This is a genomic window from Streptomyces sp. AHA2, from assembly GCF_036857595.1.
GTDB lineage: Bacteria > Actinomycetota > Actinomycetes > Streptomycetales > Streptomycetaceae > Streptomyces.
Genome location: NZ_JAUQWJ010000030.1, coordinates 12315 through 34091 on the forward strand (window position 1 = coordinate 12315; position 21777 = coordinate 34091).

A 21777-nucleotide genomic window follows, 5' to 3' on the forward strand; every position below is an offset into this window, starting at 1 on the left:
CTGCCGGTCGGACCGAAGCCGGGGAGTGGCCGGCACCCGACGTGTCTCACCTCCACGCCGGGTGCCGCTCCGGTGTGCCCGCACACCGGGCTTCCGCCCCCGGCCCGGAGCGGCCCCGAGGGTGTGGCACAATGGCTAGCTGTACTCGACAGCCGCACAGGAACCCTCTCGCCTCCGGCTGACGCGTCCATCGGGCACTCGGGTACCGCAACCCCACGCGGCTCTCTCGCCGTGCCCAACCACGTCAAATCCAGGAGAACCCACTCCCGTGGCAGTCAAGATCAAGCTGAAGCGTCTGGGCAAGATCCGTTCGCCTCACTACCGCATCGTCGTCGCCGACTCCCGCACCCGTCGTGACGGCCGTGCGATCGAGGAGATCGGCAAGTACCACCCGACGTACAACCCGTCGGTGATCGAGGTCGACGCGGACCGTGTCGCGTACTGGCTGGGTGTCGGCGCGCAGCCGACCGAGCCCGTGCTCGCCATCCTCAAGAAGACCGGCGACTGGCAGAAGTTCAAGGGCGAGCCGGCTCCGGCCCCGCTCCTGACGCAGCCCGAGAAGGCCGCGCGCCCGTCGTTCGAGGCGCTCGGCGGTGACGACGAGGGCAAGGGTGAGGCGATCACCCAGAAGAAGAAGGCTGAGAAGAAGGACGAGGCCGCCGCCGACTCCGCTTCGACCGAGGCCTGAGCATGCTCGAGGAGGCTCTCGAGCACCTCGTGAAGGGCATCGTCGACAACCCCGACGATGTGCAGGTCGCCTCGCGCAACCTGCGCCGCGGGCGAGTGCTCGAGGTCCGGGTCCACCCGGACGACCTCGGCAAGGTGATCGGCCGCAACGGCCGCACCGCTCGTGCCCTGCGCACCGTCGTGGGCGCCATCGGCGGTCGCGGCGTCCGCGTCGACCTCGTCGACGTGGACCACGTCCGCTGACGCTTTCGCAGCAGCACCGGCTCGGGCCGGGGAAGGCCACTGGGCCGTCCCCGGCCCGCAGTCGTATGACAGGAGAATGGACAACGTGCAGCTGGTAGTCGCACGGATCGGCCGTGCCCATGGCATCAAGGGCGAGGTCACCGTCGAGGTACGGACCGACGAGCCCGAGCTGAGGCTCGCCCCCGGTTGCGTGCTCGCCACCGACCCCGCCTCCGCGGGACCCCTCACCATCGAGACGGGCCGCGTCCACAGCGGCCGTCTCCTGCTGCGCTTCGAGGGCGTCGGCGACCGCACCGCCGCCGAGGCCCTGCGCAACACCCTCCTGATCGCGGAGGTCGACCCCGAGGAACTGCCCGAGGGCGACGACGAGTACTACGACCACCAGCTCATCGACCTCGACGTGGTCACCGCGGACGGCACGGAGGTCGGCCGCATCACGGAGATCTCCCACCTGCCCACCCAGGACCTGTTCATCGTGGAGCGCCCCGACGGCAGCGAGGTGATGGTCCCCTTCGTCGAGGAGATCGTCGCCGAGATCGACCTCGAGGAGCAGAAGGCCGTCATCACCCCGCCCCCGGGCCTGATCGACGACCGCGCCGAGATCGCCTCCGGCCGGGACGAGTCCTGATGCGCCTCGACGTCGTCACGATCTTCCCCGAGTACCTGGAACCGCTGAACGTCTCCCTCGTCGGGAAGGCACGCGCGCGTGGACAGCTCGACGTCCACGTCCACGACCTGCGCGCATGGACCTACGACCGGCACAGCACCGTCGACGACACGCCCTACGGCGGCGGCCCCGGCATGGTCATGAAGACCGGGCCCTGGGGGGACGCCCTGGACTCCGTCCTCGCCGACGGCTACGAGGCCGGCGCCCGCGAGCCCGCCCTCATCGTGCCCACCCCCAGCGGCCGCCCCTTCACCCAGGAACTCGCCGTCCACCTCTCCGAGCGCCCCTGGCTGATCTTCACCCCGGCCCGCTACGAGGGCATCGACCGGCGCGTCGTCGACGAGTACGCGACCCGCGTGCCGGTGTACGAGGTCTCCATCGGCGACTACGTCCTGGCCGGGGGAGAGGCGGCCGTCCTGGTCGTCACCGAGGCCGTGGCGCGGCTGCTGCCGGGCGTCCTCGGCAACGCCGAGTCCCACCGCGACGACTCCTTCGCGCCCGGCGCGATGGCCAACCTGCTGGAGGGCCCCGTCTACACCAAGCCGCCCGAGTGGCGCGGCCGGGACATCCCCGACGTGCTGCTCAGCGGCCACCACGGCAGGATCGCCCGCTGGCGGCGTGACGAGGCCCTCAAACGCACCACCGCGCACCGGCCCGACCTGATCGAGCGCTGCGACCCCAAGGCCTTCGACAAGAAGGACCGCGAGATGCTCTCCATCCTCGGCTGGGCACCCGACCCGGCGGGGGAGCCGTACGGCCGATTTTGGCGCAGGACCGACGGCGTGGAAGAATAGCCAGCTGTTGTGCCCAGGTCCGGCGCGCGCCCCTGCCACAGGGGGAGACGACGCCCGTCCGACCGGCACGGCCCTGATCCCGAAACACCTAGTTTCCGTTGATGACCTGTGGCATCAGCGAGGAAAGCAGACGAAATGTCTCACCTGCTCGACACCGTCGACTCCGCGTCGCTGCGCAGCGACGTCCCCGCCTTCCGCCCGGGCGACACGGTCAACGTGCACGTCCGCGTCATCGAGGGCAACCGCTCCCGTGTGCAGCAGTTCAAGGGCGTCGTGATCCGCCGCCAGGGCTCCGGCGTCCGCGAGACCTTCACGGTCCGCAAGGTCTCCTTCTCCGTCGGCGTCGAGCGCACCTTCCCGGTGCACACCCCGATCGTGGAGAAGATCGAGCTCGTCACCAAGGGTGACGTCCGCCGCGCCAAGCTGTACTACCTGCGCGAGCTGCGCGGCAAGGCCGCCAAGATCAAGGAGAAGCGCGAGAACTGAGCGCTCTCCGGGGTTCGTGCCGGAGCCGGATAGCATCTGGCTCCGATGGACACCGAAGCACAGCACACGGAGCGCGACCGCTCCTCCCGCCCTTCCGACGCCGGGCACACGGCCTCGGACTCCGCAGGGCCGGAGGGACGGTCGCGTTTCGCGTTGCCGGCGAGGACGAGCTCCTGGCTCCCCGGCGGCCGGATCACCCTCGTCCTGCTGCTCTGCCTGCTGTTCGCGCTGCTGGTCAGCACCTTCGTGCTACGCCCCTTCCAGATCCCCAGCGGATCCATGGAGCGGGGATTGAGGATCGGCGACCGCGTCCTCGTAAACAAGTTGGCGTACCGTTTCGGTGCCGAGCCGCAGCGGGGGGACGTCGTCGTGTTCGACGGCACCGGGTACTTCGGGCACGCCGACTACGTGAAGCGCGTGGTCGGTGTGGGCGGGGACCACGTGGTCTGCTGCGACGAGGAGGGGAGGATCCAGGTGAACGGCCGGCCGGTCGACGAGTCGGGTTTCCTCTACCCCGGTGACAGCCCCTCCACGGTGCCCTTCGACGTCGTCGTGCCCCGGGGCAGGCTGTTCCTGCTCGGCGACCACCGCAGCCGCTCCAGCGACTCCCGCGACCACCTCGGCTCGCCCGGCGGCGGCATGATCCCGATCGGCGACGTCATCGGGCGCGCCGACTGGATCGTCTGGCCCTTCGGCCACGCCACCGGGCTCGACCGCCCCGGCGCCTACGCGCGCGTGCCCGCCCCCGGAAGGGCGGGCGCCCATGGGTAACCGCGGCAAACCGCGCGGCGTCCCCGCCAGCCCCGCGGACAACCTGCTGCCCACCGGCGCCCGGCGCGCCTCCGCGCCCTCCAGCGGCCGCACGCGCGCCGAGCGGCGGCGGCTCCAGCGCAAGGTCAAGCGGCGCCGCAGGCGCAGTGCCGTCAAGGAGATACCCCTCCTCGTCGGCGTCGCCGTCCTCATCGCCCTCGTCCTGAAGACGTTCCTGGTCCAGGCCTTCGTCATCCCGTCGGGGTCCATGGAGCAGACGATCCAGATCGGCGACCGCGTCCTGGTCGACAAGCTCACCCCGTGGTTCGGCTCCGAGCCCGAGCGCGGGGACGTCGTCGTGTTCAAGGACCCCGGCGGCTGGCTGCGCGACGAGCAGACCGCTCCCAAGAAGGAGGACCCGGTCGTCGTCAAGCAGGTCAAGGAGGGGCTCACCTTCATCGGCCTGCTGCCGTCCGAGAACGAGAAGGACCTCATCAAGAGGGTCGTCGGCGTCGGCGGCGACCGCGTCACGTGCTGCGACGCGCAGGGGCGCGTGACCGTCAACGGCGTCCCGCTGAACGAGGACTACCTGTACCCCGGCGCCGCCCCGTCCGACACGCCGTTCGACGTCACCGTCCCCCAGGGCCGGCTGTGGGTGATGGGCGACCACCGGAACAACTCCGCGGACTCCCGCGCCCACCAGAACACCGACTACGGCGGCACGGTCTCCGAGGACGAGGTCGTCGGCCGGGCCATGGTCATCGCCTGGCCCTTCGGGCACTGGACCACCCTGGACGAACCGAACACCTATGCCTCCGTGTCCGACTCGGCCACCGGGTCGACCGCCGCTCCCGGACTGTCGCATAGGGTTGCCCCCTACGATGCGAACGGAACGATCCAGCTCCCGACTCCTGCGGAACTCCCGCTCGTTATGGGAGTGGTGGGCCTGCGCCGAATCTGGCGCGGGCGGCGGCACAGAGTGAGGAGTTGGCGTGGGGGATGTGGCGGTCGGCGCACGGTCCGGACACGACGGCGAGGAGCACCGCGGACGCCCCGCGCAATCCGCCGTCCCGGCGGCGGACAGCGCCGTGACCCCCGGGAACGACTCCGGGACAGCAGCCGAGGACGACAGGGTGACGGGCGAGCACACGACAGCCGATGACCACGGGCCGGGCGGCACGCCCCGGGCACCGAAGAAGCAGCGCTCCTTCTGGAAGGAGCTGCCGATCCTGATCGGTATCGCGCTGGTCCTGGCGCTGCTGATCAAGACTTTCCTGGTGCAGGCGTTCTCCATCCCCTCCGACTCGATGCAGAACACCCTCCAGCAGGGCGACCGCGTCCTGGTCGACAAGCTCACCCCGTGGTTCGGCTCCGAGCCCGAGCGCGGCGAGGTCGTCGTCTTCCACGACCCGGACAACTGGCTGGCGGGCGAGCCCACCACCGACCCGAACGCGCTGCAGACGTTCCTCAGCTGGATCGGCCTCATGCCGTCCTCGGAGGAGAAGGACCTCATCAAGCGCGTCATCGGTGTCGGCGGCGACACGGTCGAGTGCAACGGCACCGGCCCGCTGAAGGTCAACGGCAAGGCGCTGGACGAGGCGTCCTACGTCTACGCCGGCAACACGCCGTGCAGCCAGGACGACCAGGGGGGCCAGTTCAAGGAGAAGGTCCCCGAGGGCTACATCTGGGTCATGGGCGACCACCGGCAGAACTCGCGCGACTCCCGCTACAACCGGGCCGACAAGCACAACGGCATGGTCCCCGTGAAGGAGGTCGTCGGCCGTGCCGTCGTCATCGCCTGGCCGGTCAACCGCTGGGACACCCTGCCGGTGCCGGACACCTTCGACCAGAGCGGTCTGAACGCCCAGCCGGCCGCCGCGGGCTGGACGGTCGCGCCGCAGGGCCTGGCACTGGCCGGCGTGCTGCCGGTGGTGTGGTGGCGCCGCCGGAAGCAGTAGAGGCCGGGGCGCGGCGGCGTGCGAGACGCGTGCCGCCCCGGCGGGGGCACGTGGGGCGGCTCGGCCCGAGTCGGCTCTCCCGGCGGCGCTGACGGTGATGCCGGGCACGGGCTGACCCCGGACCGTACCCCCGGGTAGGGTGCGGACCCATGGGTGGCGAGAGCATGACGCACACGGCCCCGCGCAGCGGCGGCTCAGGGACGGGCCCGGTGGGCAGCCGGACCGGACAGCGGTTGTCCGGGCTGGCCGTCGCGCTGGGCCTGGTGCTTTTCCTCGGCGGTTTCGCCTGGGCGGCGGTGGTCTACCTGCCGTACACCGTGCCCACCAGCTCCATGACCCCGACGATCGACGCGGGCGACCGCATCCTGGCGCAGCGTGTCGACGGCGGCGACGTGCGCCGCGGCGACGTCGTGGTCTTCAAGGACACGAACTGGGGCGACGCGCCCATGGTCAAGCGCGTGGTCGCCATCGGCGGCGACACGGTCTCCTGCTGCCAGGACGGCAAGCTCGAGGTCAACGGCAAGGAGATCGACGAACCGTATCTGCCGGACGGCACGCCGGCGGAGATCACCGATTTCCCGACGGTGACCGTCCCCGAAGGCCGTCTCTTCCTGCTCGGGGACGAGCGCGGCAGTTCCCTGGACTCCACCGCCCACCTGACCGACGCCGCCGGCGGCACGGTGGCCCGCTCCGCCGTCGACGCCCGTGTCGACGCCGTCGTCTGGCCCATGAAGGGCATGCTGGAGCGCCCCACCGGCTTCGAACCGCTCGGCTCGCTCTCCTCGCCCGGCCCCCTGCGCACGATGGTCCTCCTCGTGATCGTCGGCGCCGTGCTGGTGCTGGGCGGTGGCGCCTACGGGCCGATCGCCAAGCGCACGGGCGCGGGCCGGCGCGCGGACGCGGAGCCGACGCGTGCCCGCTGACCCCGAGGGCGCGGGCCGGGACACCTACGAGGGCGGGCTCCGCAAGGTGGCCCGGGTGGTGCTGCTCGACCCGCAGGACCGCATCCTGCTGCTGCACGGGCACGAGCCGGACGATCCCGCCGACGACTGGTGGTTCACCCCCGGTGGCGGTGTCGAGGGCGACGAGACCCGTGAACAGGCCGCCCTGCGGGAACTCGCCGAGGAGACCGGCATCACCGACGTCGACCTCGGACCGGTGCTGTGGCAGCGGCACTGCTCGTTCCCGTTCGCGGGCCGCCGCTGGGACCAGGACGAGTGGTACTTCCTGGCCCGCACGGACCGTACGGCGGTCGCCGCGGCCGGACTGACCGAGCTGGAACGGCGCAGCGTCGCCGGAGCGCGCTGGTGGACGTGTCCGGAACTGAGCCGGGCACATGAGACGGTGTATCCGACCAGACTCGCCGGGCTGCTGCGCACGCTGCTCGACGAGGGTCCCCCGCCCAGGCCTGTGATCCTTGACCCGGAAATCGTCTAGGGGCTCACGGGACTGGCGCACAATGGGGGGATCGCACGGCTGAAGGGGAACATGCCATGAGCGCCGAGGACCTCGAGAAGTACGAGACCGAGATGGAGCTGAAGCTCTACCGGGAGTACCGCGATGTCGTCGGTCTGTTCAAATACGTGATCGAGACCGAACGGCGCTTCTACCTCACCAACGACTACGAGATGCAGGTGCACTCGGTCCAGGGCGAGGTGTTTTTCGAGGTGTCCATGGCGGACGCCTGGGTGTGGGACATGTATCGGCCGGCACGCTTCGTGAAGCAGGTCCGGGTGCTCACGTTCAAGGACGTGAACATCGAGGAGCTGAACAAGAGCGACCTGGAGCTGCCCAGCGGCTGACCGCCGCCCGGTCACCCGGCTGGGTGACGAGGTTGTCCACAACGGCCGAGCCGTCCACCAAGATCCACTTCGTGGAGCGGGCTGCGTGATCGTTGGCGCCGGAGGTGGTGCCGACGTGAACGCACGCAGTGCGATGGGCAGGTACGGAGAGACCCTGGCGGCCCGGCGACTGGCGGAGACGGGCCTGACGGTCCTGGAGCGCAACTGGCGCTCGGGCCGCAGCGGCGAGATCGACATCGTGGCCAGAGACGGGGACGTCCTGGTCGTCTGCGAGGTGAAGACCCGCAGGGAAGGGCCCTTCGAGCACCCGATGGCAGCCGTGACCCCGCAGAAGGCGCAGCGGTTGCGCGATCTCGCCGAGCGCTGGATCCAGACCCACGGCGGAGCACCGCCCGGCGGAGTCCGCATCGACCTGGTCGGAGTGCTCCTTCCGGCGCGCGGGGCCGCCGTGGTCGAACACGTGCGGGGGGTGGCCTGAATGGCATTCGCCCGTACGTGTTCGGTCGCACTGGTCGGTGTCGAGGGCGTGGTCGTCGAGGTCCAGGCGGACCTGGAGCCGGGCGTCGCGGCTTTCACGCTGGTGGGCCTGCCCGACAAGAGCCTCACGGAGAGCCGGGACCGGGTCCGCGCGGCAGTGGTCAACTCCGGAGCGGCCTGGCCGCAGAAGAAACTCACGGTGGGCCTGAGCCCGGCTTCCGTCCCCAAGTCCGGCAGCGGTTTCGACCTGGCCGTCGCGGCGGCGGTCCTCGGTGCGGCGGAGCGCATCGACCCCCGGGTCCTCGCCGACATCGTGATGATCGGGGAGCTGGGGCTGGACGGGAGGGTGCGGCCGGTCCGAGGGGTCCTGCCGGCGGTCCTGGCGGCCGCAGACGCCGGATACGAGCAGGTGGTGGTCCCGGAATGCGCGGCACCGGAGGCGTCGCTGGTGCCCGGGGTGTCGGTGCTGGGCGTGCGGAGCCTGCGGCAGCTGATCGCGGTGCTGGCCGATGAGCCCGTGCCTGACGAGGAGCAGGACGAGCCGGGCCGCCCGGACCCGCTCCTGGCCGGTCTGCGCGTGCCGGGGACGGGGGCGGCCACCGGCATGCACAGTGCGGGAGCGGCCCAGCACGATCACGGCCACGACCTGGCGGACGTCGTCGGCCAGACCTCGGCACGCACGGCCGTGGAGGTGGCCGCGGCCGGAGGGCACCATCTGTTCCTGGAAGGGCCTCCCGGGGCCGGCAAGACGATGCTCGCCGAGCGGCTGCCGACCATCCTGCCCGGACTCGGCCGGCAGGAGTCGCTGGAGGTCACGGCGGTGCACTCGGTGGCCGGCCTGTTGCCCCCGGGCAAGCCGCTGATCGATGCCGCCCCCTACTGCGCACCGCACCATTCGGCCACGATGCAGGCGCTCGTCGGGGGCGGTCCGGGGATCGCGCGCCCCGGCGCGGTCTCGCTGTCCCACCGCGGCGTGTTGTTCCTGGACGAAACGCCCGAGTTCAGCAGCCAGGCCCTCGACGCCCTGCGACAGCCGCTGGAGGCCGGGCACGTCGTGATCGCCCGCAGCGCAGGGGTGGTGCGCTTCCCGGCCAAGTTCCTGATGGTGCTCGCGGCCAACCCCTGCCCGTGCGGGCGGTTCTCGCTGCGCGACGACCTGTGCGAGTGCCCACCCTCGGCGATCCGCCGGTACCAGGCCAGGCTCTCCGGCCCGCTGCTCGACCGCGTCGACCTGCGGGTGGAGGTCGACCGCGTGACCCGCACCGAGCTGACCGCCCGCGGTGCCCGTGGCGAAACCACGGCGACGGTGGCCGACCGGGTACGGGAGGCCCGGGGCCGGGCGGCGGAACGCCTCGCGGGCACCCCCTGGTGCACGAACAGCGAGATCCCCGGCCGTGAGCTGCGCAGCCGCTGGTACGCCGTGCCCGGCGCGATGGACGAGGCCGAGCGCAGCCTCGAACGGGGCGTGCTGACCGCCCGCGGCCTGGACCGGGTGCTGCGGGTCGCCTGGACGGTCGCCGACCTCGCCGGTCACGACCGCCCCGACGCGACGGACGTCGCCCTCGCCCTCCAGCTCCGCACGGGCGTGCCGCGCGGCGTGCCCATGGCCATCGGGGCGATGACGTGAGCGGCACGGGCGAACGGGACGACGAGCTGCTCCGCCGCGTTCTCCTCACCCGGGTCATCGAACCCGGCGATGAGACCGCCGGCCGATGGGTGCGGGAACTCGGTACCGGGGAAGTGGCGCGGCGGCTGGCGGAGGGCGGGCCCGTGCCGCCCGGAGTGAGCCGGAAGCGGTGGACCGGGATGGTGGCCCGGGCCGCGGTGGCCCGGCCACGACGGGATCTGGAAGCCGCCCGGGAGGCAGGCGTGCGGTTCGTGTGCCCCGGGGACGCCGAGTGGCCGGGACAGCTCGACGACCTCGGTGACGCCCGGCCCCTCGGCCTGTGGGTGCGCGGGCCGGCCGGCCTGCGGATATGGGCACTGAAGTCGGTGGCCGTCGTGGGAGCCCGCGCCTGCACCGAGTACGGGGCCCACATGGCCGCCACCCTCGCCGCCGGCCTCGCGGAGCAGGGCTGGGTCGTGGTGTCCGGGGGTGCCTACGGGATCGACGGCGCCGCCCACCGCGGCGCGCTCGGGGCCGGAGGCGCCACCGTCGCCGTCCTGGCCTGCGGCGTCGACCGGCCCTACCCGCGCGGGCACACCCAGCTGATCGGCAGGATCGCCGAGCAGGGGTTGGTCGTCGGCGAGTTGCCACCCGGTGAGCATCCGACGCCCAGCCGGTTCATCCTGCGCAACAGGGTGATCGCGGCGCTCACCCGCGGCACCGTGGTCGTCGAGGCCGCCCACCGCAGCGGCTCCCTCGTCACCGCGAGGGCCGCGCAGCGCCTCGGCCGGCACACGATGGGCGTGCCGGGCCCCGCCACCAGCGCACTGTCCGCCGGGGTCCACGAACTGCTGCGCGGCGAGGCGTTCCTGGTCGCCGACGCCGCCGACGTCGTCGAACTGGTCGGCGACATCGGGCAGCTGGCACCCGAACGCCGTGGCCCCGTACTGCCCCGGGACCTACTGGAACCGGCCATCCGGCAGGTACTGGCAGCCCTCCCCGCCCGGATGGCCGCCCGGCCGGACGAGATCGCACGCCGCGCCCAGACCGCACCGGACGACGCGATCGCCAGACTGTACGAACTCCGAGCACTCGGTTACGTCGAACGACACGGCGACGGCTGGAAGTTGACACGCCAGGCGGTGACATCGGCCGGGGACGGGCGGGGACCGGGCTGACGCTCGGCGTTCGGCCGTCCGGGGGAACCCTCAGAGCCCTTGATAATGGGCCCAGTTGGGCTCCTCGGGTTGTCACACCGACCGGATGCGAGGGCGCTTCGGGGCATCCCGAGGAACGTATCTGCGCCTGCCCGCGCCCCCACTACTCGCGCAACGCGACTCCGCAGTCACGCTACGCTCACGAGGATCCCGACACGGACAGGCAACTCGACATCAGACAGACAGCCCACCTCAGCAGCACCCCTGCGCAGCAGAACGGCACAAGGCGACGAATGCCCCAGCACACCTCCGGGTCCGACCGGGCGGCGATCCCCCCAGCCGCCCGTGACGGTGGCAGCGCGCGGCCGCCCGCTCCCTCGACGCTCGACGAGCTGTGGCGGTCGTACAAGGCGACGGGGGACGAGCGGCTGCGGGAGCAGCTGATCCTGCACTACTCGCCGTTGGTGAAGTACGTCGCGGGCCGGGTCAGCGTGGGGCTGCCGTCCAACGTGGAGCAGGCGGACTTCGTCTCGTCCGGGGTGTTCGGGCTGATCGACGCGATCGAGAAGTTCGACCTCGACCGGGAGATCAAGTTCGAGACGTACGCGATCACCCGGATCCGCGGGGCCATGATCGACGAGCTGCGGGCCCTGGACTGGATCCCCCGCTCGGTGCGGCAGAAGGCACGCAACGTCGAGCGCGCGTACGCCACCCTGGAGGCCCGGCTGCGGCGGACGCCGACGGAGGGCGAGGTGGCCGGCGAGATGGGCATCGCCGTCGAGGACCTCCACGCGGTCTTCAGCCAGCTGTCCCTGGCCAACGTGGTGGCGCTGGACGAGCTGCTGCACATCGGCGGCGAGGGCGGCGACGGGATGAGCGTGCTGGACACCCTGGAGGACACCGCCGCCGACAACCCGGTCGAGGTGGCCGAGGACCGGGAGCTGCGCAGGTTCCTGGCGCGGGCGATCAACACGCTGCCCGACCGGGAGAAGACCGTGGTCACCTTGTACTACTACGAGGGACTCACGCTCGCGGAGATCGGCAATGTGCTGGGCGTGACCGAGAGCCGGGTCAGCCAGATCCACACCAAGTCGGTGCTCCAGCTCAGAGCGAAGCTGGCAAGCTTCGGCCGCTGACCTGACCTGACCTGACCTGACTTGACCTGGCCTGACGTTGCCTGACCCGGTCTGATGCGATCGGCTGGGCCGGAGGCACTCCCGTCGGGCGGGGCGCGTCCGTAGAGTGGTTGACGTGCCAAGGATTCGAGCGGCCTCCGTGGCCGAGCACCGGTCGATGCAGCGAGCCGCCCTGCTGGACGCGGCTCGTTCCTTGTTGTCGGAGGGCGGTACGGAGGCGTTGACCTTCCCGGCTCTCGCCGAACGGACGGGACTCGCGCGTTCGAGCGTCTACGAGTACTTCCGCTCACGGGCTGCCGTCGTCGAGGAGCTGTGCGAGGTCGACTTCCCGGTCTGGGCGGCCGAGGTGGCGGCGGAGATGGAGCGGGCGCAGACGCCGGAGGCCAAGGTCGAGGCGTATGTGCGCCAGCAACTCCTGCTGGTCGGTGACCGGCGGCACCGGGCCGTGGTGGCGATCTCGGCGAGCGAGCTGGACGCCGGTGCCCGGGAGAAGATCCGCGCGGCCCACGGCGGCCTGGTCGCGATGATCGTCGAGGCGCTCGCGGAGCTGGGCCACGAGCAGCCGCGGCTCGCGGCGATGCTGGTCCAGGGCGTCGTGGACGCGGCCGTGCGGCGGATCGAACTGGGGGCGGCCGAGGAGCCCGAGGCGATCACGGACGCGGCGGTGTCGATGGCCCTGCGGGGCGTGCGGGGCTGAGTCCCGCGAGGGTCGGTTCCCCTTCCGGCCGGCGCGGCAGCACCTCCGGCGCGCGTGACAGCGCAGTGGCGCCGCCTGCGGCACCGGTCACCCCGGTGACTGCGGAACCGGCAGCAGCCGGGACGGTCCCGCGCGCAGCAACCAGGGCGGGAGCAGGGACAGCGGGTCAAGGTAGGTCTCGCCCCGGCGCAGGCCCCAGTGGACACAGGTGGCCGGGCAGTGCGAGCCGGTCGCCGTCACCCTGCCGATCACCTGGCCCGCGGCCACTTCCTCGCCCTCCTCCACCGACGCCGTCACCGGCTCGTAGGTCGTCCGCAGCGGGGGATCCCCGGTACCGGTCAGCTCCACCGAGACGACGCCCTTGCCCGCCACTCTCCCCGCGAAGGACACCGTCCCCGCGGCCACCGCCCGTACCGGTGCGCCCGGCGGCGCCGTGAGGTCCACGCCCCGGTGGCCCGCCGCGTACACCGTCGCCGGTGGTTCCCAGCCGCGCAGGACCGGCGGCCGGGCGCCGACCGGCCACACGCGGCCGAGGGCGGGGACGGCGCCGTCCCCGGCCGGACCCGTGCGGTCGGGAGCCGGCTCGGTGGTGGGGACCGCGGCGGGGCCGCCCGCCGCGAACAGGGCGGGCGGCGGGGCCAGCAGGGCCGTCGCCGTCAGGACCACCAGCAGGACCAGGCGCGTGATCACGCGCACACATCGCTTCGCTCGCATGCGGAGAATCGTCGCGGAACGCCCCCGTCGCCGCCCGGGCCTGTGGACCACCGCCCGCTTGTGGACATCGGCGTCACCCGGGGCCTCCCGGGTCCCGTACACTTCTGGTGGCGATCCGGGTCACCGGGTCGACTTCGCACGCCCCGATACGACAGCCGGAGACGGTCCGTATCAGCGCCCCTCGGTCCCTCGCGGCACGGCGCGCAGCGGGCGTCAGGCGCGGGAGCCGTCCGGCCCCCGCGGCACAACCGAGAAACTCAAGGAGATACGGCCATGGCCGTCGTCACGATGCGGGAGCTGCTGGAGAGCGGCGTCCACTTCGGTCACCAGACCCGTCGCTGGAACCCGAAGATGAAGCGCTTCATCTTCACCGAGCGCAACGGCATCTACATCATCGACCTGCTCCAGTCGCTGTCGTACATCGACCGCGCCTACGAGTTCGTCAAGGAGACCGTCGCCCACGGCGGCACGGTCATGTTCGTCGGCACGAAGAAGCAGGCGCAGGAGGCCATCGCCGAGCAGGCCACCCGCGTCGGCATGCCCTACGTCAACCAGCGCTGGCTGGGCGGCATGCTCACCAACTTCTCGACCGTCTACAAGCGTCTGCAGCGCCTCAAGGAGCTCGAGCAGATCGACTTCGAGGACGTCGCCGCGTCCGGTCTGACCAAGAAGGAGCTTCTCGTGCTCTCGCGCGAGAAGGCCAAGCTGGAGAAGACCCTCGGCGGTATCCGCGAGATGCAGAAGGTGCCCAGCGCCGTCTGGATCGTGGACACCAAGAAGGAGCACATCGCCGTCGGTGAGGCCCGGAAGCTGAACATCCCGGTCGTCGCGATCCTCGACACCAACTGCGACCCCGACGAGGTCGACTACAAGATCCCGGGCAACGACGACGCGATCCGCTCCGTCACCCTGCTCACCCGCGTCATCGCCGACGCCGTCGCCGAGGGCCTCATCGCCCGCAGCGGTGTCGCCACCGAGGGCAAGGGCGAGAAGGCCGCGGGCGAGCCGCTCGCCGAGTGGGAGCGCGACCTGCTCGAGGGCGAGAAGAAGGCCGACGAGGCCGCTCCGGCCACCGACGCCGCTCCGGCCGCCGAGGCTGCCCCGGCCGCCGAGGCCGAGCAGCCGGCCGAGGGCGAGCAGCCGGCCGAGGCCGAGAAGCCGGCCGAGGCCGAGCAGGCCTGACCCGTCAGTCCGAGGTGACGGCGGGAGCGGCACCGCAACCAGCGCCCACCGGCGCGGTGAAGTCCGCTCCCGCCGTTCACCCGTAGGTCAGCGGAAGGACAGCGCGCTCCTGCTCCATGGAGCGCATCCGCAGATCTTCGATCTTCCAGACTTCGAGAGAGATTCACAGACTCATGGCGAACTACACCGCCGCCGACGTCAAGAAGCTCCGTGAGCTCACGGGCGCCGGCATGATGGACTGCAAGAAGGCGCTGGACGAGGCCGAGGGCAACGTCGAGAAGGCCGTCGAGGCGCTCCGCATCAAGGGCCAGAAGGGCGTCGCCAAGCGCGAGGGCCGCTCCGCCGAGAACGGTGCCGTCGTCTCGATCATCGCCGACGACAACTCCTCCGGTGTCCTCGTCGAGCTGAAGTGCGAGACGGACTTCGTCGCCAAGGGCGAAAAGTTCCAGGCCGTGGCCAGGACCATCGCCGAGCACGTCGCCAAGACCTCCCCGGCCGACCTCGAGGCCCTGCTCGCCTCCGAGATCGAGTCCGGCAAGACCGTCCAGGCGTTCGTCGACGAGGCCAACGCCAACCTGGGCGAGAAGATCGTCCTGGACCGCTTCGCGCAGTACGCCGACGGCTACGTCACGGCCTACATGCACCGCACGATGCCCGACCTGCCCCCGCAGATCGGTGTCCTCGTCGAGCTGGACAAGCCGAACGCGGAGATCGCCAAGGGCGTCGCCCAGCACATCGCCGCCTTCGCGCCGAAGTACCTCTCCAAGGAGGACGTCCCGGCCGAGGTCGTCGAGTCCGAGCGCCGCGTCGCCGAGGAGACCACCCGCGCCGAGGGCAAGCCCGAGGCCGCGCTGCCGAAGATCGTCGAGGGCCGTCTCAACGGCTTCTTCAAGGACGCCACGCTGCTCGGCCAGCCGTACGCGCTCGACAACAAGAAGTCCGTCCAGAAGATCCTGGACGAGGCCGGTGTCACCCTGAAGCGCTTCACGCGCATCAAGGTCGGCATCTGAGTCCGTACCGCGATCGGCGCCCGGCCCCGATAGGGTCGGAGCAGTCGTCCGCGTACGCCGTCACATGAGTGGCGGACGACAGCAGATCTGACGAGGAGGCCATTGCCGTATGGGATGCGAATCACGCCCCACCGGCAATGGCCTTCTTCGCATGTGCACCACGTGAAAGAGGCGGGATCCCCCATGACGACCAAGGCCCAGAAGAGCGACGACGGCAAAGTACCCGGCCGGTTCCTGCTGAAGCTGTCCGGAGAGGCCTTCTCCGGCGGCGGCGGCCTGGGCGTCGACCCCGACGTGGTGCACAAGATCGCCCGCGAGATCGCGGCCGTCGTGCGCGACGGGGCGCAGATCGCCGTCGTCATCGGCGGCGGCAACTTCTTCCGCGGCGCCGAACTCCAGCAGCGCGGCATGGACCGGGCCCGCTCCGACTACATGGGCATGCTCGGCACGGTCATGAACTGCCTCGCCCTGCAGGACTTCCTGGAGAAGGTCGGCGTGGACTGCCGCGTGCAGACCGCCATCACCATGGGGCAGGTCGCCGAGCCCTACATCCCGCTGCGCGCCGTGCGGCACCTGGAGAAGGGCCGCGTGGTCATCTTCGGCGCCGGTATGGGAATGCCGTACTTCTCCACCGACACCACCGCCGCGCAGCGCGCCCTGGAGATCGACGCCGAGGCCCTGCTCATGGGCAAGAACGGCGTGGACGGGGTCTACGACTCCGACCCGAAGACCAACCCCGACGCGGTCAAGTTCGACCACCTCGGGTACGGCGAGGTCATCACCCGCGACCTCAAGGTCGCCGACGCCACGGCCGTGACGCTGTGCCGTGACAACAAGCTCCCGATCGTGGTGTTCGAGCTGCTGGCGGAGGGCAACATCGCGCGTGCCGTCAAGGGTGAGAAGATCGGCACGCTGGTGGGGGACCCCGGCAGCCGGGACTGAGGTTCCCGAGAACAACCCCGTCCGGGGGACGGACGGGACGGAGCCGGGCCGGGGGATGGACAATGTCCCGCCGGTCGGGAACCGTGCAGAAGAAGACGCGACGCAGCCGGCCGCCGCCCCTGAGGAAACGCAGCCGGGCCTACTCACACGCAGGAGCAAGTGGTGATCGAAGAGACCCTCCTCGAGGCCGAGGAGAAGATGGAGAAGGCCGTCGTGGTCGCCAAGGAGGACTTCGCCGCGATCCGCACCGGCCGTGCGCACCCGGCGATGTTCAACAAGATCGTGGCCGACTACTACGGTGCGCCGACCCCGATCAACCAGCTGGCCTCGTTCTCGGTGCCGGAGCCGCGCATGGCCGTGGTGACCCCGTTCGACAAGAGCGCGCTGCGCAACATCGAGCAGGCGATCCGCGACTCCGACCTCGGCGTCAACCCGAGCAACGACGGCAACATCATCCGTGTGGTGTTCCCGGAGCTGACCGAGGAGCGCCGCCGCGAGTACATCAAGGTCGCCAAGGGCAAGGGCGAGGACGCGAAGATCTCGATCCGCTCCGTGCGCCGCAAGGCGAAGGAGGCCATCGACAAGCTGATCAAGGACGGCGAGGTCGGCGAGGACGAGGGCCGCCGTGCGGAGAAGGAGCTCGACGACACCACCGCGAAGTACGTCGCGCAGGTGGACGAGCTCCTGAAGCACAAGGAAGCGGAGCTTCTCGAGGTCTGATGAACGACTCTTCCTGGGGGGCGCCGCCACAGGCCGGGTACTGGGGGCCCACCGACCAAGGGCAGGGCCACGCGCCCGTGCCCGGCCCCGGTCACGGGTACGTCCACGCACCCGGCCACGGACACGCCCCGGGAGCCGCTCCGGCGGGTCCCGCATACGATGCGTATGAAGCGCCTCAGACTCGCCCCATGCCCATCGTTCCCGGCGTGACCGAATCCGGCGGCAACCAGGACGACGACCGGGGGATCGCTCGGCCGAGCGGCTCCCCGGTCCGCGACGAGACCCACCCGGAGCCCATGCCCGACGCCTCGCAGCCGGCCCCCAAGCCGCAGAAGAAGAGCGCGGGTCGCGACCTGAGTGCCGCGATAGGGGTCGGGGTCGGTCTCGGGGCGGTGATCGTCGCGTCGCTGTTCATCGTGAAGGCCGTCTTCGTCGGCGTCGTCGCGGTCGCCGTCGTGGTGGGTCTGTGGGAGCTGACCAAGCGGCTCGACGAGCGCAGGGGCATCCGGGCACCGCTCGTGCCGCTCGCGCTCGGCGGGGCCGCGATGGTCGTCGCCGGGTACGTCCGGGGCGCCGAGGGCGCCTGGGTCGCCATGGCGCTCACCGCCCTTGCGGTGCTGGCCTGGCGCATGACGGAACCGCCGGAGAACTACCTCAGGGACGTCACCGCCGGCGTCTTCGCGGCGTTCTACGTGCCGTTCCTGGCGACGTTCGTGGCGATGATGCTCACCGCGGACGACGGGCCGCAGCGGGTGCTCACCTTCCTGCTGCTCACCGTCGTCAGCGACACGGGCGCCTACGCCGTCGGCTGGCGGTTCGGCCGGCACAAGCTCGCCCCGCGCATCAGCCCCGGCAAGACCCGCGAGGGCCTGCTCGGCGCGGTGTCCTTCGCGATGGTCGCGGGCGCGCTGTGCCTGCAGTTCCTCATCGACGACGGGGCGTGGTGGCAGGGTCTGGTGCTCGGCCTCGCGGTCGCCGTCAGCGCCACGCTGGGCGACCTCGGTGAGTCCATGATCAAGCGCGACCTCGGCATCAAGGACATGGGCACGCTGCTGCCGGGTCACGGCGGCATCATGGACCGGCTCGACTCGCTGCTGCCGACCGCTCCGGTGGTGTGGCTGCTGCTGGTGCTCTTCGTGGGCTCCGGCTGAGACGGCCGTATCGGCTCGTGGGCTCCCGTCCGAAAGGGCGGGGGCCCGCTGTCGTCCCGGGCGACGCCGGAGGACCCGGGCGGGGACGAGACGACGCGGCGCGGCGATGCGGGTCAGGCCCTGTCCCGGCGCTCACCGGCGAGGATCGCCACCGTGGCGACGGCGAGCGCGGCCCAGCAGGCCCACATCACCCACACCACCGCCTGCGGGCCGTGGGACACGGTGACCGCGGACACCGCGACCAGACTGGACGACGTGGACACGGCCAAAGCCCTGGAGGACGCCGACACGTTCCCTCCCCCCTCGACCCAACCCGACAGTGCTCGCATGCTGCCGGAAGCCTTCCCTCACGGCACCGGCTTTCCTCCTGCGGCTTCCACCGCAGTGGAGCCGACCACGGCAGGCGAGGTCACCCGAGTGGATCTGCGACACTGGGAGAGTTATGCCTGCACCCGGAGAACTGGTCTCCCACAGGCATGAAGAAGCCCCCTACCAGCGGTTTTTCCGCCAGCAGGGGGCTGTCTCGTACCCGGTGGGCCGTCTCTGGGCCGTCAGGGCTCCCGGGCCGTGGCGAAGACGTCGTCCAGTGGCCGGCGGGCTCGCTCGCTGCTGCTGGGCATCAGGTGGGCGTACACCCGCAGTGTCATCGCCGGATCGGCGTGCCCCAGGTACTCGCTCACGGCCTTGATGCTCTCGCCCGCGTCCAGGAGGACCGAGGCGTAGAAGTGGCGAAGGGCGTGCATCCCGTGCTGCCGAGCTGAGGCGTACGGCTTGCCGGGTTCCGGCGTCGGGATGAGGCCGGCCGCGGCGAGGGCGCGCTTCCACTCGTGCACGTTGAAGTTGCTCCGCCAGACGATCCCGCCGACCGTGTTCGTGAAGATCAGGCGCCGTTCGGTGAGCGGGCCGTCCGGCCTGCCCCATGGCAGCTTGATGGCCACGGGCGGGTGACGATCCATGTGCCGGCGCAGGGCCGAGGCGACCGAGGACGGCAGCGGCACGTCACGCTCCTTGTTGCCCTTGGGCGGGGCGAAGACCGCTATGCCCCGGATCAGCTTGACCTGAGTGGTGACTCGCAGGGTGTCGCTGTCGAGCAGCAACGCGTCTTCGGCCAGGCCGATGATCTCGCCCTGTCGGAGGCCGCAGCCGCTGCCCACGTCGACCATGGCTCGGTAACGCTCGGGTAGGGCCTCGCGGACTGCGAGCACTTGGGAGGGGAGCCACGGCACGACCCGGGCGGTCGGGACGGCCGGTGGGCGGACAGATGCCGCCGAGCATGGGTTCCGGGCGAGGTGGCCGTCATCCACGGCGGCCGACAGCACCGCGCGGACGTTGACGTAGATGTTGCGGGCGTAGGTGCCGCCTATCGAGTGGTTCTCCAGGTCGCGCACGAACTCGCGGATGTGGACCGGGCGGAAGGACCCGAGCGGACGCGCCCCGATGCGGGGGAAGGCGTGCAGGCGGAGCCGGGTTTCCACTCCGATACGGGTGTTCAGGTCGGTCGTCTGACCGGCGATCCAGCGTTCCGCGTACTGCTGGAAGGTCATGCGGGCGGCCTTGGGGTCGACGTACTGGCCACGGGTCATGTCGGCGGCCGTCTCGGCCAGCCACTCTTCCGCCCGGCGCTTCTGGCGGTCGGGGAAGGACCGGCTCTTTTCGGTGCCGTCCGGCCCGACGTACCGGGCCCGGTAGCGGAGGCCGCTGCCGTAGCGGTCCGTCTTCACTTTCACCGGCTTGCCGTCCGGGCCTGTCTCGGTCTTGTACCAGCGATCCTGCACGTGCCCAGGCATCAGGCGGCCACCTCGGTCAGACCGTCGACCCACTGGCGAAGCCGTGCGGGGTCGTAGCGAAGATGCCGGCCGACGCGGAAGGCCGGAGGGCCAGTGCGCTTCCGCCGCCACTGGTACAGCGTCTCGACCGGAACGCCGAGCAGCTCGGCGACGTCAGCCGGGGTCAAGTACCGCTCAGGAAGGGTGCGGACGGTCATGCGGCGACTCCTTCCAGAGCCAGGTCTTGCAGGGCTTCACGGGCGGTTTGGCGGTTGAGCTGGAGGCCGCGGGCGATGGTGGCGGCGAGGACGGATTCGCCGGGGGTGTGGCCATGGCCCGCGTACTGCCAGTCGGCGAGGACCAGGACGGTGTCCGGCTCCTGGTCGTCGAGTCCGAGAGCGGCGTGCTCCTGGGCGGCGCGGTAGTCGGCGCGGGCCTGGCGGAGGGCGCCGAGCGTGGTCGAGTAGCGGCGGGACTTCGAGGAGAAGTGGCCGCGGAAGCCGAGCATGTGAGCCCAGGCCCACAGGCGCCGGTCCGGGTACAGCGGGTCGAGTAGCTTGCACGCCTTGATGAGGCGTCGGGTGTGGTCCGGGACGCCGTGACGGTCGAGTTCGGACAGTTCACCGATGCGGCGGTCGAGGGTGCCCGTGTTCTCGGCGGCCTTGGTGGCGTACTTGGCGACGTAGGAGGCGACGGCCTGTTCCGTGATGTCGGAGCCGTCCCCGAAGGCCTTGACCGGCCGGACGTCGAGCTGTCGGCCCCAGCGGAAGGTCCGGGCCGGTTGGTCGGCGACTGCAGGGACGGAGACCGAGGTGTAGGAGTGCGCGGCAGCGGCCCGGATCGCGTCGGAGAGGAGATCGACCGTGGCCCAGGTCGGCGGCGGGGAGCCAGGGCCGTCCGGTCCGTCGAGGCGGATCACGGCATGGAAGTGCAGCGCACCCCGCTTCTGGAACTCCGCGACCTTGCCGTACGACAGCCGGGCCGACTCCTTCAACTCCCGCTGAGAGAGGCCGGCGCGGGCGGCGACTTCCCGACGGAGCCGGTTCGTGAAGCGTTGCCAGAGCTGTCCGGCGTGGTTGTTGAACAGCACCGTGCCCGCGTAGTCGTACGTCTCCGGGTCGAGGGCCGTGCCGAGGGTGGGATCGTCGGGAGCGTGGCGGGTGCCGCATGGGCAGACGCCTCGGTCCGGGCGGTTGTGCACGCGGCCGAACGAGGGGGCGGTGAGGGTGGCGAAGACGCTGGGGTGGTCGCGGACGGTGGCGGGGATCTCGCGGCGGTCGTCCCCGGCGAGCCCGGCGCGTATGAGGTGGTAGGTGTCGCCCGCGTACGTCCAGGCGCAGGAGGGGCAGCGGGAGGCCCGGCGGTTGCCGCAGGCGAGGCGGAGTCGTCCGCCCGGTTCCCCCTCGGTGGAGTAGTGGTGCAGTGTTTCGCCGGTCGTCTTGTCCTTGTGCAGGACCCAGCCGGTCAGGTGGATGGGGTCGGCACAGCCGCCGGTGCGGCGTATCTGTTCGTGCCAGCGGTGGTAGTCAGAGGCCGAAGCCACCCTCAGCAGGTCGCCGAGGGTGGCACGGTCGAGCAGCTGCTCAGGCACGGGCACCCTCCCGGTCAAGGCGGGTGCGGGTGACGCCGAGGCCGTTGCAGGCCGGGCAGTGGGCGGTGATGGTGTGCAGGCGGCCACGGTGGTCGCGGCCGCCGAGGGTGACGGCGACGGAGGCGAAGCCGTCGCAGGCCGGGCAGATTCTCGGCGGGGGCGAGCTGTGGTGGGCCATGATGGTGGTTCCTTTCGATTGCGGTTGGAAGGAACGGCCCCGGGTGGCGGCGTGCTTGGCGGC

27 protein-coding genes are annotated in these 21777 nt (G+C 71.2%); 21 read left to right on the forward strand and 6 right to left on the reverse strand.

The window, feature by feature from the left end; genetic code table 11:
- Positions 1-268: 268 nt before the first annotated feature.
- From rpsP to Q5694_RS32935, 16 genes are all read left to right on the forward strand, one after another.
- On the forward strand, positions 269-688 hold the full coding sequence (gene rpsP, locus Q5694_RS32860) for a 30S ribosomal protein S16 (RefSeq protein ID WP_333937175.1): 420 nt from the start codon (positions 269-271) through the stop codon (positions 686-688).
- A 2-nt stretch (positions 689-690) separates the two neighbouring features.
- Positions 691-930: an RNA-binding protein gene (locus Q5694_RS32865; protein ID WP_003973401.1), complete on the forward strand. Its 240-nt coding sequence runs from the start codon at positions 691-693 to the stop codon at positions 928-930.
- A gap of 85 nt (positions 931-1015) precedes the next feature.
- On the forward strand, positions 1016-1558 hold the full coding sequence (rimM, locus tag Q5694_RS32870) for a ribosome maturation factor RimM (protein ID WP_333937222.1): 543 nt from the start codon (positions 1016-1018) through the stop codon (positions 1556-1558).
- Positions 1558-2391, forward strand: a complete 834-nt coding sequence (gene trmD, locus Q5694_RS32875) for a tRNA (guanosine(37)-N1)-methyltransferase TrmD (protein ID WP_333937179.1) — start codon at positions 1558-1560, stop codon at positions 2389-2391. Before rimM ends, trmD begins: the two co-directional genes overlap by 1 nt.
- Positions 2392-2526: 135 nt before the next feature.
- Positions 2527-2877 (forward strand): 50S ribosomal protein L19, encoded by a 351-nt coding sequence (rplS, locus tag Q5694_RS32880; protein WP_030852073.1) that lies wholly within the window; start codon positions 2527-2529, stop codon positions 2875-2877.
- 45 nt (positions 2878-2922) lie between these two features.
- The gene (lepB, locus tag Q5694_RS32885) at positions 2923-3648 is read left to right on the forward strand and encodes a signal peptidase I (protein WP_333937180.1); all 726 of its coding nucleotides are present in this window, start codon (positions 2923-2925) and stop codon (positions 3646-3648) included.
- Positions 3641-4789 carry a signal peptidase I gene (lepB, locus tag Q5694_RS32890; RefSeq protein ID WP_333937181.1) on the forward strand — a complete coding sequence of 383 codons (1149 nt, stop codon included), beginning with the start codon at positions 3641-3643 and terminating at the stop codon, positions 4787-4789. The genes lepB (Q5694_RS32885) and lepB (Q5694_RS32890) overlap by 8 nt, the downstream gene beginning before the upstream one ends.
- Positions 4761-5585, forward strand: a complete 825-nt coding sequence (lepB, locus tag Q5694_RS32895) for a signal peptidase I (RefSeq protein ID WP_333937182.1) — start codon at positions 4761-4763, stop codon at positions 5583-5585. Before lepB (Q5694_RS32890) ends, lepB (Q5694_RS32895) begins: the two co-directional genes overlap by 29 nt.
- 149 nt (positions 5586-5734) lie before the next feature.
- Positions 5735-6508, forward strand: a complete 774-nt coding sequence (gene lepB / locus Q5694_RS32900) for a signal peptidase I (protein ID WP_333937183.1) — start codon at positions 5735-5737, stop codon at positions 6506-6508.
- On the forward strand, positions 6498-7022 hold the full coding sequence (locus Q5694_RS32905; protein ID WP_333937184.1) for an NUDIX hydrolase: 525 nt from the start codon (positions 6498-6500) through the stop codon (positions 7020-7022). Before lepB (Q5694_RS32900) ends, Q5694_RS32905 begins: the two co-directional genes overlap by 11 nt.
- Positions 7023-7078: 56 nt before the next feature.
- The gene (locus tag Q5694_RS32910; protein ID WP_003993268.1) at positions 7079-7387 is read left to right on the forward strand and encodes a DUF2469 domain-containing protein; all 309 of its coding nucleotides are present in this window, start codon (positions 7079-7081) and stop codon (positions 7385-7387) included.
- Positions 7388-7472: 85 nt separating this feature from the next.
- Positions 7473-7865, forward strand: a complete 393-nt coding sequence (locus tag Q5694_RS32915) for a YraN family protein (protein WP_333937185.1) — start codon at positions 7473-7475, stop codon at positions 7863-7865.
- Positions 7866-9491: a YifB family Mg chelatase-like AAA ATPase gene (locus tag Q5694_RS32920; protein WP_333937186.1), complete on the forward strand. Its 1626-nt coding sequence runs from the start codon at positions 7866-7868 to the stop codon at positions 9489-9491.
- Complete coding sequence (gene dprA, locus Q5694_RS32925) at positions 9488-10648, forward strand: DNA-processing protein DprA (RefSeq protein WP_333937187.1); 1161 nt, start codon at positions 9488-9490, stop codon at positions 10646-10648. Before Q5694_RS32920 ends, dprA begins: the two co-directional genes overlap by 4 nt.
- Before the next feature lie 272 nt (positions 10649-10920).
- Positions 10921-11763 carry an RNA polymerase sigma factor WhiG gene (gene whiG, locus Q5694_RS32930; RefSeq protein WP_333937188.1) on the forward strand — a complete coding sequence of 281 codons (843 nt, stop codon included), beginning with the start codon at positions 10921-10923 and terminating at the stop codon, positions 11761-11763.
- A gap of 139 nt (positions 11764-11902) precedes the next feature.
- On the forward strand, positions 11903-12460 hold the full coding sequence (locus Q5694_RS32935) for a TetR/AcrR family transcriptional regulator (protein ID WP_333937223.1): 558 nt from the start codon (positions 11903-11905) through the stop codon (positions 12458-12460).
- A gap of 87 nt (positions 12461-12547) precedes the next feature.
- Here the strand turns inward: Q5694_RS32935 and Q5694_RS32940 are convergent, their stop codons facing one another.
- Positions 12548-13174, reverse strand: a complete 627-nt coding sequence (locus tag Q5694_RS32940; protein ID WP_333937189.1) for a murein hydrolase activator EnvC family protein — start codon at positions 13172-13174, stop codon at positions 12548-12550.
- A gap of 273 nt (positions 13175-13447) precedes the next feature.
- Between Q5694_RS32940 and rpsB the strand changes: the two genes are divergently transcribed.
- The 5 genes from rpsB to Q5694_RS32965 all read left to right on the forward strand — a co-directional run bounded on the left by rpsB (position 13448) and on the right by Q5694_RS32965 (position 18179).
- Positions 13448-14356: a 30S ribosomal protein S2 gene (gene rpsB / locus Q5694_RS32945; protein ID WP_333937190.1), complete on the forward strand. Its 909-nt coding sequence runs from the start codon at positions 13448-13450 to the stop codon at positions 14354-14356.
- Positions 14357-14529: 173 nt separating this feature from the next.
- Entirely contained in the window at positions 14530-15366 is an 837-nt protein-coding gene (gene tsf, locus Q5694_RS32950) for a translation elongation factor Ts (RefSeq protein WP_333937191.1), read from the forward strand.
- Positions 15367-15549: 183 nt separating this feature from the next.
- Entirely contained in the window at positions 15550-16308 is a 759-nt protein-coding gene (pyrH, locus tag Q5694_RS32955; RefSeq protein WP_333937192.1) for a UMP kinase, read from the forward strand.
- A 162-nt stretch (positions 16309-16470) separates the two neighbouring features.
- Positions 16471-17028 carry a ribosome recycling factor gene (frr, locus tag Q5694_RS32960; protein ID WP_006136598.1) on the forward strand — a complete coding sequence of 186 codons (558 nt, stop codon included), beginning with the start codon at positions 16471-16473 and terminating at the stop codon, positions 17026-17028.
- Complete coding sequence (locus Q5694_RS32965) at positions 17028-18179, forward strand: phosphatidate cytidylyltransferase (protein WP_333937193.1); 1152 nt, start codon at positions 17028-17030, stop codon at positions 18177-18179. Before frr ends, Q5694_RS32965 begins: the two co-directional genes overlap by 1 nt.
- A 113-nt stretch (positions 18180-18292) precedes the next feature.
- Here the strand turns inward: Q5694_RS32965 and Q5694_RS32970 are convergent, their stop codons facing one another.
- The 5 genes from Q5694_RS32970 to Q5694_RS32990 all read right to left on the reverse strand — a co-directional run bounded on the left by Q5694_RS32970 (position 18293) and on the right by Q5694_RS32990 (position 21714).
- A complete protein-coding gene (locus Q5694_RS32970; protein WP_333937194.1) occupies positions 18293-18442 on the reverse strand; it encodes a hypothetical protein in 150 nt (49 codons plus the stop codon).
- 288 nt (positions 18443-18730) lie between these two features.
- Entirely contained in the window at positions 18731-19966 is a 1236-nt protein-coding gene (locus tag Q5694_RS32975) for a tyrosine-type recombinase/integrase (protein ID WP_333937195.1), read from the reverse strand.
- Entirely contained in the window at positions 19966-20163 is a 198-nt protein-coding gene (locus Q5694_RS32980; protein WP_161368203.1) for a helix-turn-helix transcriptional regulator, read from the reverse strand. The genes Q5694_RS32975 and Q5694_RS32980 overlap by 1 nt, the downstream gene beginning before the upstream one ends.
- Positions 20160-21536: a replication initiator protein RepSA gene (repSA, locus tag Q5694_RS32985; RefSeq protein WP_333937196.1), complete on the reverse strand. Its 1377-nt coding sequence runs from the start codon at positions 21534-21536 to the stop codon at positions 20160-20162. Before repSA ends, Q5694_RS32980 begins: the two co-directional genes overlap by 4 nt.
- Entirely contained in the window at positions 21529-21714 is a 186-nt protein-coding gene (locus Q5694_RS32990) for a hypothetical protein (RefSeq protein WP_333937197.1), read from the reverse strand. The genes repSA and Q5694_RS32990 overlap by 8 nt, the downstream gene beginning before the upstream one ends.
- Positions 21715-21777 lie beyond the last annotated feature (63 nt).

Coding starts and splice junctions, on each gene's coding strand:
- Q5694_RS32865 (WP_003973401.1), top strand. CDS start 691: ATGCTCGAGGAGGCTCTCGAGCACCTCGTGAAGGGCATCGTCGACAAC.
- trmD (WP_333937179.1), top strand. CDS start 1,558: ATGCGCCTCGACGTCGTCACGATCTTCCCCGAGTACCTGGAACCGCTG.
- rplS (WP_030852073.1), top strand. CDS start 2,527: ATGTCTCACCTGCTCGACACCGTCGACTCCGCGTCGCTGCGCAGCGAC.
- lepB (WP_333937180.1), top strand. CDS start 2,923: ATGGACACCGAAGCACAGCACACGGAGCGCGACCGCTCCTCCCGCCCT.
- lepB (WP_333937181.1), top strand. CDS start 3,641: ATGGGTAACCGCGGCAAACCGCGCGGCGTCCCCGCCAGCCCCGCGGAC.
- lepB (WP_333937183.1), top strand. CDS start 5,735: ATGGGTGGCGAGAGCATGACGCACACGGCCCCGCGCAGCGGCGGCTCA.
- Q5694_RS32910 (WP_003993268.1), top strand. CDS start 7,079: ATGAGCGCCGAGGACCTCGAGAAGTACGAGACCGAGATGGAGCTGAAG.
- Q5694_RS32920 (WP_333937186.1), top strand. CDS start 7,866: ATGGCATTCGCCCGTACGTGTTCGGTCGCACTGGTCGGTGTCGAGGGC.
- whiG (WP_333937188.1), top strand. CDS start 10,921: ATGCCCCAGCACACCTCCGGGTCCGACCGGGCGGCGATCCCCCCAGCC.
- Q5694_RS32940 (WP_333937189.1), bottom strand. CDS start 13,174: ATGCGAGCGAAGCGATGTGTGCGCGTGATCACGCGCCTGGTCCTGCTG.
- rpsB (WP_333937190.1), top strand. CDS start 13,448: ATGGCCGTCGTCACGATGCGGGAGCTGCTGGAGAGCGGCGTCCACTTC.
- tsf (WP_333937191.1), top strand. CDS start 14,530: ATGGCGAACTACACCGCCGCCGACGTCAAGAAGCTCCGTGAGCTCACG.
- pyrH (WP_333937192.1), top strand. CDS start 15,550: ATGACGACCAAGGCCCAGAAGAGCGACGACGGCAAAGTACCCGGCCGG.
- Q5694_RS32965 (WP_333937193.1), top strand. CDS start 17,028: ATGAACGACTCTTCCTGGGGGGCGCCGCCACAGGCCGGGTACTGGGGG.
- Q5694_RS32975 (WP_333937195.1), bottom strand. CDS start 19,966: ATGCCTGGGCACGTGCAGGATCGCTGGTACAAGACCGAGACAGGCCCG.
- Q5694_RS32980 (WP_161368203.1), bottom strand. CDS start 20,163: ATGACCGTCCGCACCCTTCCTGAGCGGTACTTGACCCCGGCTGACGTC.
- Q5694_RS32990 (WP_333937197.1), bottom strand. CDS start 21,714: ATGGCCCACCACAGCTCGCCCCCGCCGAGAATCTGCCCGGCCTGCGAC.